The organism is Nonlabens sp. (assembly GCF_018401815.1).
Taxonomy (GTDB): Bacteria; Bacteroidota; Bacteroidia; order Flavobacteriales; family Flavobacteriaceae; genus Nonlabens.
Genome location: NZ_JAGYKG010000010.1, coordinates 1 through 12667, shown reverse-complemented (window position 1 = coordinate 12667; position 12667 = coordinate 1). Strand labels below are relative to the sequence as shown.

Annotated in this window: 12 protein-coding genes; all 12 read right to left on the bottom strand. The window is 34.9% G+C overall.

Annotated elements, in window-relative coordinates:
- Positions 1-155: 155 nt before the first annotated feature.
- Positions 156-974 carry a DUF4339 domain-containing protein gene (locus KG732_RS12785; RefSeq protein ID WP_213524384.1) on the bottom strand — a complete coding sequence of 273 codons (819 nt, stop codon included), beginning with the start codon at positions 972-974 and terminating at the stop codon, positions 156-158.
- A gap of 2 nt (positions 975-976) precedes the next feature.
- Positions 977-1855 (bottom strand): hypothetical protein, encoded by an 879-nt coding sequence (locus tag KG732_RS12780; protein ID WP_213524382.1) that lies wholly within the window; start codon positions 1853-1855, stop codon positions 977-979.
- Positions 1856-1858: 3 nt separating this feature from the next.
- Positions 1859-2434: a DUF805 domain-containing protein gene (locus KG732_RS12775; protein WP_213524380.1), complete on the bottom strand. Its 576-nt coding sequence runs from the start codon at positions 2432-2434 to the stop codon at positions 1859-1861.
- Between the two features lie 58 nt (positions 2435-2492).
- Positions 2493-3350: an IS3 family transposase gene (locus KG732_RS12770; RefSeq protein WP_213524378.1), complete on the bottom strand. Its 858-nt coding sequence runs from the start codon at positions 3348-3350 to the stop codon at positions 2493-2495.
- A 550-nt stretch (positions 3351-3900) separates the two neighbouring features.
- Positions 3901-4428 (bottom strand): DMP19 family protein, encoded by a 528-nt coding sequence (locus KG732_RS12765; RefSeq protein ID WP_213524376.1) that lies wholly within the window; start codon positions 4426-4428, stop codon positions 3901-3903.
- Between the two features lie 104 nt (positions 4429-4532).
- A complete protein-coding gene (locus tag KG732_RS12760; RefSeq protein WP_213524374.1) occupies positions 4533-4904 on the bottom strand; it encodes a helix-turn-helix domain-containing protein in 372 nt (123 codons plus the stop codon).
- A gap of 11 nt (positions 4905-4915) precedes the next feature.
- The gene (locus KG732_RS12755; RefSeq protein ID WP_213524372.1) at positions 4916-5212 is read right to left on the bottom strand and encodes a type II toxin-antitoxin system HigB family toxin; all 297 of its coding nucleotides are present in this window, start codon (positions 5210-5212) and stop codon (positions 4916-4918) included.
- A 225-nt stretch (positions 5213-5437) separates the two neighbouring features.
- The gene (locus KG732_RS12750; protein WP_213524370.1) at positions 5438-6472 is read right to left on the bottom strand and encodes an aspartyl protease family protein; all 1035 of its coding nucleotides are present in this window, start codon (positions 6470-6472) and stop codon (positions 5438-5440) included.
- 327 nt (positions 6473-6799) lie between these two features.
- Positions 6800-9436: a DEAD/DEAH box helicase family protein gene (locus KG732_RS12745; protein ID WP_213524368.1), complete on the bottom strand. Its 2637-nt coding sequence runs from the start codon at positions 9434-9436 to the stop codon at positions 6800-6802.
- 3 nt (positions 9437-9439) lie between these two features.
- A complete protein-coding gene (locus KG732_RS12740) occupies positions 9440-11095 on the bottom strand; it encodes a site-specific DNA-methyltransferase (protein ID WP_213524366.1) in 1656 nt (551 codons plus the stop codon).
- A 1-nt stretch (position 11096) separates the two neighbouring features.
- Positions 11097-12065: a 5'-nucleotidase gene (locus tag KG732_RS12735; protein WP_213524364.1), complete on the bottom strand. Its 969-nt coding sequence runs from the start codon at positions 12063-12065 to the stop codon at positions 11097-11099.
- A complete protein-coding gene (locus tag KG732_RS12730; RefSeq protein ID WP_105045438.1) occupies positions 12066-12263 on the bottom strand; it encodes a helix-turn-helix domain-containing protein in 198 nt (65 codons plus the stop codon).
- Between the last annotated feature and the right edge of the window lie 404 nt (positions 12264-12667).

Genomic DNA, 12667 nt, shown 5'->3' with positions numbered 1-12667 from the left:
TATGCTTGGCAACGGTCTCGGCTATGCGTAGTGCAGGATTTCAAGGCACTTTACTGTCCGCTAACCGAAAATTTTGTTTAATGTAATTACTTTCATATCAGCACTTTCGCCCGCATTACGTATAGCCAATGTTGGCGGTAGTTTTTTTATATTTTTTACTCTGATTGTTCTTCAAATAAAGCATGGGCACTTTCAATAAAGTCATCCATATTCTTGTTTTCATAGCTTGAAATTGCTGGGTACATTAGTTTGCCTTCATGCCATGATTTTGGTTCTAAGTCGTCCAAATTCAACACATCATGTGCAAGTTCATGATACATTAAAAAGTATCTCATGGGTTTGTTAAACTGTTTCCAAGTTGAGGGATTGATATAAATTTCAATTCTGTCGTCATCACCACTTCCAAAGGAAAGTCCATGAATATGTGTTGTATTGTCGAGTTGGTCAAGCTTTGAAAATTTAATGATTTGTACTTTAGGTTTTTTAGGATAGATGCCATAGAACTCTAAGTCCCGATAAAACTTTTGTACATACATGTCAAAGTCTTCGTCAGAATCATAAGAGTTTGCCGCAATTTCATTGTATTGATTTACTTCTGATTGGTTTTGAATAACCGCGTAAGCAAATAATGAAATAATGATTACAGCGATAATTGCTATCACCCATTTTGAGAAATTTGAGGATTTCTTTATCTCTTTAGAAGGTTGTGTTTTGGGTTCTACTTTCTGAATTGGTTCAGTTTCAGTTTTAGGTTCAACTGTACTTGATTCTTTTTTAATAGGAGGGGTTGTATTTAGTTCTGGAGGAATCGAATTGAGGACATTACTCAGTTCCGGCACATGAGATAATTCTGTCCATTTATCCATTCCGTAACACCATACCTTCGTTGTTCGAGAAATTGGCTGATTTCTTAACTCTTCCTTCGAGTAAGGACCATATTTTTCTTTTCCATCTGTGTAAAAATATTTGCCCATTTTTAATTGTATTGGTCAGGAAAAATCACTGAATTAGTAATGAGAAAATAAAGTTGTTCAAGTGCCTTGAACTCGGCATTATCAATCCCCATTGACTGAAGAAAAACGATTTTGTCTTCATAAAACACAACCCAACATCTCATTATCATTGGAATGGTAATACCCGACCTTTCCATCTTACCTCTTACTTTAAAGGTTACAGAAGGATAGGTGTCAATCGTTACAACAGATTTGTCAATGACACCTGAATTTTTCATAAAAGAACTTGATTCTTCAACGAATTCATTTACAAAACTTTTATCACTCAATAATTCTTTACTCTCACTTCGAGAAAAGAAGGTCATGTTGTCTTTTATGAGGATTAAATAGGTATTTCCATCTTTAGTAAACTTCTTGACAATGTTCGGTCTGTCTCCCTCCTTAACCTCCCAACCTTGTGGGACTTTCAACTTTAGATTGACATCCTTAGATTTTATGTGGTCTTTAATGCTCAGATATTCTCCAAGTTCAAAGTTGTATGTTGAAAATTCATTCGATTTAACACTGACTTTTTTAATCAAGGAGTTTCCTTTGTAGTAATAGAAATCAACATCAATATCATACAGAAAGTAGTTTTTTGCAGCACCTGCAGTTTTCAGATTTGATATCAATTCTTCTTTTATATTACTGGGGGCCTCCCAATAATCTGGCACATCATATTGATATATTAAAGTTCTACCCAATGCTAAACAACCTTTTGCTGTAATGCCATTTCCAATATCTACACCCTTTATTTGTTCATTGACCTGATTGGCAAGTTCTTTTATGTCTGATTCAGAAAAAGATTGCCCGAATATGGGCAGGGCAAACAAGGAAAGTATTATAAAAGCAACAATTCTCATAGGTTAGCCTTTAGGATTTTGACCGTATTCATTCAATCCTGGCTGCCCATCTTGGAACAACAACCAAAAAACATAGAATGGGATAATCTGCCACCATCCATTATTTCCAACATCGTGACATCTCTTTGCACCTTGTGCCCATAAAAACCAAAGCATTGGAATATAGGCAAGCCCAATAATTGGTACTTCTCCTGATTCTACAATGGCATTTACAAAAGTTGCAACTATAACATAAATAATAAGGCTTATCCCGTACTCTGTTCGCCTTATTCGTCCGTCAAACGAAAATGGACTGGAAAACATTCCTTTCTTAGTTGGTCTGCTTTGACTTTCATTCTTCTCAATAGCTTCTACCGTCTTTTCCTCTGGTTCACCTGATTCGGTTTTTTCTTCAGTTAAAATAGGCGGAGGTTGCAGTTCTAAAATGGGTTTCATTTCATCAAGTTCTCCTGCTGGTGTCCAATCGTCAAGTCCTTCGAACCAAACCAAAGTTTGTTTAGAAATGCCCTGTTGCTTTAGTTCATCAAGACTTAGAGGCCCATACTTTTCTTTTCCATCAGAGTAAAAATATTTCTTCATATTGTTTGTTGTTTTAAATGTCTCGTCCTAAAATACGTCTACAGGTTATTGATTAAGATTAAGCTGCATTTTGGTGCACGTTATTAGGTATTTCATAGTTTAAAGATAAATGTAATCTTTTAGAGTTATAAAGTTTGATTGCATTTTTGGTTGCTTTTTTAGCCTCTTCCACACTGGCAAAGGTCTGGTCGAGATAAAATTCGTCTTTTAATATTCCATTTACTCGTTCTGCTAGCGCGTTTTCATAGCAATGATTTTCCTCTGTCATACTGATTGTGATTCTTTTTAGCTTGAGCTCGTTCGTGTATACATTGCTGCAATACTGTATTCCTCTGTCTGAATGATGAGTCAGATTTTCGAATCCTTTATTGTGATACAAAGCTTTTTTAAGTGCTCTAACACATCCTGTCAACTCAAGACTGTCACTAAGGTCGTAGCCAACTATTTTGCGGGAATACATATCCGTTAAGAGCGCCAAGTAACAGAACCCATTTATGGTTCTTATATAGGTTATATCTGCTGCCCACACTTGGTTTGATCTATTGATTATAACATCCTTAATACAATTCTTGTACTTGTAAAACCTATGGTGTGAATTAGTTGTTCTGGACGAATATTTCTTTCGTCTAATCAACAGGTCATTGTCTCTTAAAATCCGTAATAGTTGGTCTCTTCCTATCTTGATGTTGTGCCTTTCAAAGTCAGATCTTAGTGATCTCATCAGTTTTCTGGCACCTTCTCTAGGCAGGGTCCTTCTTCTTTTGTGGACGATATCTAACACCTGGTTTTCAATTGTTATTCGCTTGATATATCGCTTTTTGTATTTATAAAATGCATCACGAGTCAAGTCATATCCATTGCAAATCGTAAGGATGCTAAAAGGCCTTTCTTTTGGGTTATTGTCTATAGTTTCCATTAGTGCTAGATGTTTAGTTTTTTTTTAAGTTCTAAAACATCTTTGTAGCCTAATTTATTAGCTGCTACTTTGAGATAACTATCATCAATAAGCTTGTCTAGGTCTTTCTTAATAAAGTTCCTTTAGCTGTTTAAGCTCCTTTTGCAGGGCTTTTATTCAGGTAAGTTCATCGTCTGTTTGCTGAGTACACGGGTGTTCATTAAATCTTTGCGATTGTACTTTTTTATCCATTCGTTAATGGTACTGGGTTGGATGCCGTAGAGCAGTCCTACCTGTCTTTTAGAGTGGTTTCCTTGGTGAGTTCATCAAGGACTTTGAGTTTAAAACTCTCACTGTATCGTCTTACATATCCATCGTTTTTATACATATACATTTGTTTTAGTGTATACATATTTCAGGACGGGTCAAAATTACTGCCAACGAGATTGTATATGATTTGTTGCGTGTTTCAAACACCTAATTTAGCAAATAAAAACCGAATAGAAAATCTGCGAAGATTTTCGTAAGTAGGCTAGAACTAGCAATAAATTATATACGGTGTTGTAACACGTTATTTTTCAAATTCAGTTTTGTTCTTAATTACAAATGCAATTAATAATTCGGTTAAATCATCTTGATATTCATAAAATTCCGAATCACATTTGTTCCAGTTTTCTTCGGCTTTTTCCTCAATCAGTTCGAGTTCATTTTGTCTTTGCGTTCTGTCTTTTGAAACAGTTTCGTTTTTAAATTCCGAGTTTGCTTTTTTTACAATTTCCGCTGTTTTTTCCGCTCCGATTTCCAATAGAGCTTTTACAGTTTCCTGACTAAAATCTCCACTCGAATTAAAATAGAATTGATTAAATCCGCCATTATTTATTTCACGTTCTAAATTTTCAACAAAAAGAAAAGTTCGTTGAGAAAAATTCAATTTCTCAATTTTTTCTCCGTATTCAGATTTTTCATTTAGATATGTGTCAATTTCCATAACAATCATATCACGTCTTTCTATTTTTAATGTTTTGTCAAGATTAAATTCCATTTGTGATTTACAATTTGTAAAAGATACTACTGTTAAGAATAGTAAGATTTTGTTCATAGCAGGATTTTTCTGTAATGTGTTACAACGTGTGCGTATATGGCAAGTAGCGGCTTTCTTCACAATGATTGGCCGCTATTTGCTATATGCGCTGTTACCCTTTGTTATTTTGGCGCAAGTTGATAATTATTGACTAAAACTGAAGCTGAAATTTGAAGTATCTTTTCCAATTCTCTAATCATTTCTACAGTCAATCTTTTCTTTCTATTCAGAATTTCTGAAACGCGACTTTTTCCTCCGATTATTCCGACTAAATCCTTTTGGCGCATATTTAATTCTTCCATTCGGATTTTAATAGCTTCTATTGGATCTGGTGCTTCAATCGGATAATGTTCGTTTTCATAATTCTCAATGAGAAGTGAAAGTATTTCCGCTTCATCTCCTTCTTTTGTATCAATTTTAGCATCGAAAATCACTTCTAAACGCTCAAGAGCATTTCGATAATCTTTTTCCGTCTTAATTGGCTTTAGTTTCATAATATCCGTTTTTAAATTGTGTCAGCATTAATTTTGTCATATTCAGCGTGTGTGCCAATAAAACGAATAAATGCCCATTGTTTTTCGTAATTGAATTTCACAATAAGTCGGTACGAGTTTCCTTTAATATTAAAAACAACACGACCATCTTTTAGAATACTTGCATTAATATAGGTTTGTTTTACATCGTTTGGCGAGAACCATTTGGCGCTCTTCGCTGTATCGTACCAAGTCTTTAAATACTGTTCCGAATCAGCGTGTTTTTCCCAATATTCTCGTAGCGTACTTTTCGCAATTATTCGTTTCATTTGCTCAATTAAAAGGCAAATATATAAAATAGTTCTCTAAAAAAGAACATTAGCTGGTTTTTCTATAATAAAGGGTAACGTTTTGCAGCTAAAAGAAGTGGCGGATTTGGAACTCTAAACTGTCTATACGCACAATGTTTATTAATTGCTAAACTGTTTATATTCGCACTTGCCCCCGCCATTTTTTTTAGGTGCTGTTATGGGCTGGTTTTCGTCATATTCATTTCATTTATAAAGAATCAAAACATTATTTTGTTTGTCTATTTCCCATTTTTTAAACTTATCAAGAAAACTCTTACCACAAAGTAAAGAACCCTCATCAATTACAGCAATTACAACATTATTTAAGGTGTAGTCGCCAATGATAATATTGTCAAGTTTTACCATTTGAGCTTTTACTGTTTGATTATTTGCTAAGGTATATTCGGTTTTATTCAAATAGTTTTCCTTTTTTAAAACCCCATTCAATAGTAATTCTCTCTCCGTATCTCTGTTAATTATTAAATCACTTGCACCAGTGTCAAATAAGTAGTATTTTACCACACCTGAAATATTTATTTTAATTTTATATCCTTGACCCAAATAGTCAACCAATGGAATAAGGCTGCGATATCCCCCTCCTTTTATATCATAAATGTTGTATGAATTTGAGGATTTGAATTCAGTGTTTGTCTTGAAAACTTCAGCTACACAAGGAAGAGCAATTTCATTGAAACTGGCACTATTTTCGTCTTCTATTTCAAGAATATCCTTATACGTGTAACCAGCAGATAGTAATTTACTAATTGCACAGTCGCAATATTCCTCAGCTAATTCTTTTGTCCATATTTCGTTCATTTCATCATCGCTCAATATTTCGTTAACACAATTTTTTATTCCGATTTTTTTTTGTAGTTCAGGGTTATCAGTATATTCAAATTTATAGTCATCATTAATTTTAAAATTTCCTTCAAGGCACTTCATTAATATTTCCAAATTTTCATCTTTTAGAAATAAATCGGTCATTTTATTTTCTTTCATTGCTCTTTCCATTTCCCAACTGTTTATTGTTGGAATTAAATTGTCGCATACACATGCACAGTATTTATAGGTTTCAATTTCCATTCCATTAATATTCATTAGTTTTTTGTCCGCACCTTTTGTACAAGCGGATATGAATTCGCTCCTTTGTCCCAATGAAACACCGTCTTTTGATTTTACAACCTGAGCGGCACAAGGAAGGATGAATGTCATTAAATAAATGATTGTCAAATATTTCATATTTTTTCTCTTATTGCTTAGCTATACTTTTCAATTTATTTCATTTTTTCCGTTAAACTTGCCCATAACGGTTTTCAGCTATACGCAGGCAGGGATTTTACCACTGAACTTCCTACGAAGAACTGAACTTCAAATATAGCACTTTCCTGTCCTACGAAGCACGAAACCCCTGCTTGCGTATAGGTGATGTTGTGCGTTCGGTGTTCTTTTTTCATCTCGTTTTTCAATGTCGTATCTGTCTTGCGTTTGATTTGGAAGCTCTTTTAAAAGCTTTGGTCGAGCGTTGGCTGGTGCGGCTTTTAAATGTGCTTACAAATAGCGTGGGCTTTACATTTTACTTATCAATTCCTTTGCTTTGTCCAACGTATAAGCTCCTTTAATTTCTTTCTTGTCAAAAACCATAAAGTAGGCAAAGTCATTTCCTGCTTGTCTTTCCCATTCGTTTCCAAGTCTGCATTTTGCTTCACTGTCTGAACCGTCTAAATGGTCGCCTTTGGTTTCTATTAAAATCGTCTTTCCCGATTTTGTCTGCATAATAAAATCTGGGTAGTGGTTGGCTTTAAATCCATTGATGTAAAATCCTTTTCCACGTTCTAAGTTTCTATGCCAAAACGCAACATTTGAGGAAGTTCCGATTTCCATTGCAACTCGTTCTTCAAATCCGTTCATTGAGCCTTCTCTTTCGTAAAGTGAATTTCCAATGGATGAGCCTGTATTTCCTGGCACAATTTCGTTGCCTAATTTCCAATTTGCTTTGGTGTTTATTTTTTTGGATTTCAATAAGTCCATAAAACGACCTTCTGCGTACGAATCAGCCAATTGGCGGATTTTACCTTTTATTTTATCCGTATAACTCCACTTTCTTACTAAAATATCTCGAAGTTGTTCGGTGTTCATACTTTTCAAAATACGCCCAATGTAAACCTTGATTTCTTGGTCGGGAATTGGGTACATATTTCCAATAATCTGCATCATTTGATGCGTGATGTCAGTTATTTGGTTGTCTTTTGGCTTGGCTAAAATGTATTCTGCAATTGGGTCTTTTACCATATTGTCTTCAATCTTGGTAAAAGACGGTCTGTATTCGTTCTTTTTAGATTCTTCTAAATCAATTTTATACAAGTCAGATGAAATTTGGTCAAAGTCTATTTTGATGTCTTCGTCTGAAAGTTTAAAATCTTTTAGCAAGGATTCACGATTAAGCAATTCTTCTTCTGTACCGAAAATGTCGCTTGCTGTTACTTTAATGAAGAACTGCGGAAACTCAATTTTATCAATGAAATCCTTATTGGAATCCTTGACTTTATAGCGTTTTACTTTTGTACCCATTTCTTGAAATATATTTTCGTCAACAGGTTGTTTTTCCTGTTCTTTTATTTGCTCTTCCAATTGTCGGTTTTGCTCTTCCGCAATAGTTTCAATTTCTGTAATTACCGAAGTTGTTTCAGTTTCTTCTTCGTCTGCATTTGGGTCAAACGTAACTCTGTTTTTGTCTATCGTTTCTTCTTGTTCTTCGGCTTGTTGTTCTGGGAAAAGGAAAGATTCAACTGGGTCAGTTGTAACCGTTTTCTTCTCTTCTTCGGTCATTTTATCGACTTTGCGATAATCTTTTTCACTAAAACCTGATTCTTGCAATCCTTTTACAATGCTCTGTAAAGTTTCATTGAACTTGGCAGATGCAGTAAGTACATAAGAAAGATTTAATTGAAATGATTTGTGTTTCTGTACATAAGGTTGACGTAAAACACGACCCAAAATTTGCTCCACATCTACCGAACTTGATTTGTCTGCTAATGATGCCAAAATGTATGCAAACGGACAATCCCAACCTTCTTTCAATGCGTTGATGGTAATAATGTAACGAACTTCACATTCCTTGCCCATCAAGTCAATGCCTTTCAATTCGTCAATATTGGCAGTTTTGATTTTGATATGACTTTCGGGAATACCTAAACCCAATAATTGTTCTTTCAGTTTTTCAAATGTGGTGTTGTCGTCTTTGGTTTTGGGTTGTGCTTGAAACAATACAATTGGGCGAATGTATTTACCGCCTTCGGCTTCTTGCTTTTTTGCAAGATTTTCCAATTTGCGTTGTAAGTGTAAAGCGTTGTTTATGACTTCCGTTTTATCGTGGTTGTTGTAGACGATTACAGGAAGTTTTACCATATGTTCCTTTTTCAGTTCAATAGCTGGAACGAGACTTACAATATTGCTATTGTCTTTTGGCGTTGCTGTTAAATCAAGAATGAAAGACGGATTTAAGTTTTTGAGCATATCTACACTCAAATCGCTTTCTGCGTTGTGGCTTTCGTCCACTACTAAGACAGGATTGAGGTAACGTAAAACATTGATTAGTGCAGTATTGTCTACACCACTCAAAATATGTTCGCTGTTTTTGTATTGCGACACAAAGGCTTCTAACTGTCCGTTTTCCTGAAATACCTTTCTATCTTCTTTGTTGTTTGCTCTTAAGCTGGCAAAACTCATTACAAAAATGCTCAACTGGTCTTTTACCACCGTTGGGTTGAAGTTTGAACCTTGCAACAAATCTTCTTTTTGATAAATTTCTACTCGGTTGTTAAAAAGCGAATTGAGTTTTTGACGATAAGGATGTTCAGGATTGGAAAGAGTATTTACGGTTTGTTGCAACAAATTACTCCAAGGTACTAACCAAATAACCGCCTTTGGTTTTGCGGAATCGTAAGCTGAAAAAATGCTATGCAAAGCATTAACCGCGATAAAAGTTTTACCGCCTGCCGTTGGCACTTTTACACAAACGTGGGCGGCATTTGGAATGTTGTTTTTGTAGGGTTCCATACCTGTACCATCCAAAGGATTGTAAGGCCCTATTTTGTCTTCCCAATATTGGTTAAATGCTTTTGCCAAGCTTTTATGCTCTTGAACATAGCCCAAGTATTCTTCAAGATTCTCAATTACTTTTCGCTGATAACTTTTTAATTCCATAACTTAAAATCTTGTGATGTCTCTTGGTATTTTTTTGAAAATGATATTCTTCTTTGCCATAAATTCTTTTGGCAACAAACAATTGTCGGCATAGATTACATATTGCTCACCTTTAGTTTTTATGAGTTCTAAAGCATCATAATCTAATGTGGTTAGTCTGTCTTTTTCGTAAATGAAATAATATGCCGATTCATCCTTTTTACCTAAAAAATAAGGTTCTTTGTTTGGCTCTTTAAATGAAGTTCGAGTTTCTGAAAACCAAATGTATTCCTTGATTTTCGCTAAGCCAACTTTCTCGTTTAGGTTTTGGTTTTCGTCAAAGAGTGGCAAGCCGAGTTCGTAAAAGTCAAATGCTCCGCCTGTTCCTGCTACTGCTTTTGCACCTGTGCCATATCCTTTGGTTACACGCTTTACTCTTTCAGCTGTAATATCATTGGCGTAATCTTCCATTTCTACCAAAATGAATTTACGATTGCCACCGTCTTGTTTGTTCAAGTTTAAAACTGCGTGTGCCGTAGTGCCTGAACCTGCAAAAGAGTCGAGGATAATATCATTTTCGTTACATAAGAAATTGATTATATATTCAATTAAAGAAGGTGTTTTAGGGAAATCAAAAACTTTCTTTCCGAAAATTTCGTGAAGCATTCTCCCTGCATTTTCAGTTGTATCAACACCAACAGAAGAATCAATGAAGTTTGGTGGAACTTCCTTTGCATAGTTTTGTTTCTTATATGAAATAACTAGAGATTTAGAGTTTATTTTAACTAAGGTGTTGTTTTCAAGTTCTTCATCTAATTTATCTTGAACCCATATAAATCGATTTTTAAATGTTACTTCATTTTCGTTAGTTCCATTTTTTATAATTAAGTCGTTCAGTAATTCATTAGGAAATTTTGCAGTTCCATAAATTCCTTTTTTTATTACCCCATCTTTCAATCCGATATTTAAGCTTTTTGGTTTAAATCTTAGTTCTTTGAATGAATTTTGGGGCTTAGTAATTGGGTCATCACTTTTACTTGTTTTTTGAACCCCTTGAAATTTATTTGAATTTAAGGTTTTAGTGTAGCAAAGTACATACTCAATATTTCTTTTAATCTTGTGTGATAAATTAGGTGGTGTTCCTGATTTATACCAAAAGTATGTTCCAACAAAATTCCTAATTCCAAAAATCTCATCACAAATCATTTTCAGATTCGCTTGTTCGTTGTCATCTATACTGATGAAAATCGCACCATTATCGTCAAGAAGTTTTTGAAGTAATTTTAAGCGTGGATACATCATACACAACCATTTGTCGTGTCTTGTTAGGTCATCTAAACCAATCGCAGCAACTCTGTCTTGTTCTTTAGCTTTTAATGTTTCGTCTAACCACTTTTTTATTTTCGGATGGTTTACGTTGTCATTGTAAGTCCAACCTTCATTTCCTGTGTTGTATGGTGGGTCAATGTAAATACACTTTACTTTTCCTTCGTATTCGGGCAACAAACTTTTTAAGGCTTCAAGGTTGTCTCCGTGTATGATTTTGTTTCCGCTGTTGGTGGTTTCGGTTTGTTCTCCTTTGTCGGCTGTAAATCTATATTTGTGTTCCAAAACTCTGTATGGTACATCTTGGTGGTGGCTAACCACTTTATCTTTTCCTATCCAATTGAGTGTTGGCATACTAGTTCTCTTTTACTTTCTTTGGTTCAATAATAATTTCCTTCTCATAATTTTTGAGAATGGAATTCGTTTTATACAATACTCGTCCGCAAGGAATCTTTTTACTTGAATCACTTAGGTGAGTATGTTGGTCGTCAAAAAAGATATGAGCACCGAAGGCTTCTAATACTTTTTCTTTTGGCAGTCCGCCCATAAAGTAAGCTTCATCAACATAAACATTCCAATGTCTAAGTGTTTTGATTACTCGCATATGGCTTGGTGCATTTCGAGCTGTAACTATCGCAATACGCAAAGGTGAAAGTTCCTTTTCAACTGGCAGGAAGTCTTGAATATCGGATAGTTTTCTTAGTAATACTGCAAAAGGGCCATCATTCAAAGGAACATCTTCATTTTCCTTTTCGTGCTTATGGAATGCGTCAATATCTTTGGTTTTATAAATGATTTCAGATTCTTCTGAAAACACAACTGCATCTGCATCAAAAGCAAATTTCACTCTGTCCGTTTCAGGTACAAAATTTTGTGGTGGGTCGTAAATTAATGCAGTTGCACAATTTGCTGTGTCAGCAATTTTTTGAACATCACTTTCGTCACGAGAAAGAAATAAGTCAATATCAAAAGCATCAATGAAAGGGGCAAGTGGTTCGCCACCTGAAAATGCCCATCTTGTTATTGGAAGTTTATAGTTTTCAATTGCTTTTAAAACTCTTACTCCTGTTTCGGGGCTGTTTCTTGACATTACTACAACTTCTACGATTGGGCTTTTCTTATCAACGTGTGTATTTAGTTTTAGTAATGCTTCAACCAATGGGAATGCAGTTCCTTTTTCGAGTAGCTTATCTTCATTAGCTAATTGGTATTCCCGAAAACCACGAATATTTTTGTCTCTAAAGATTTGTTCTTCTTCTTCGAGATTGAAAAGTGCTCTCGAAGAAACTCCAACCACTAATATTTTTGAAAAGTCTACTGGCATCTATTTTTCTTTGTTTGATATTATCAATTCTTTCACGTCAATATCTAAAATCTCCGCTATTTCCATCAAGGTTTCCAAGCGTGGTTGTTGTCGGTTTTGAGCATAAGCGTTTACCATATTGTAGCTTTTCCCAAGTTTTTCAGCCAACCAAGTCTGCTTAATTCCTTTCTGTTCCAACACTTCCTTAATTCTGTTCATTGTCAGACGTTATTTTGTCAGCTGCAAATTTAGTCAGTTTATTTTAAATATCTCAAAAAACTGTGTATATAATGTAAATATTCTGTTCAGGTGCGGTGGGAAAGGGCAAGCTCTTTTGGTTTTTCAGCGTTGGCTTTGCGTGTCGGCAAAAACCAAATGTGCTTGAACGTGCGGTGGGTTTTTACACTGACGCACAACGGTCTCGGTTATGATTTCGTTGCATGAAAGTAAGCCAAAAACTTGATGCCACAAAAAGCAGCGCAGCTCTTTTACTTTATTTGTGGTCTGTTTTTTTACAGACGACAGTTTTTAGTAAACAATCAAAAGGGCTGCGGCTGTAGATCCAATCACTAGCAAACATTGGCTAGCTCTTAATTTGCAATGAATTATAACCGTTGTTACCT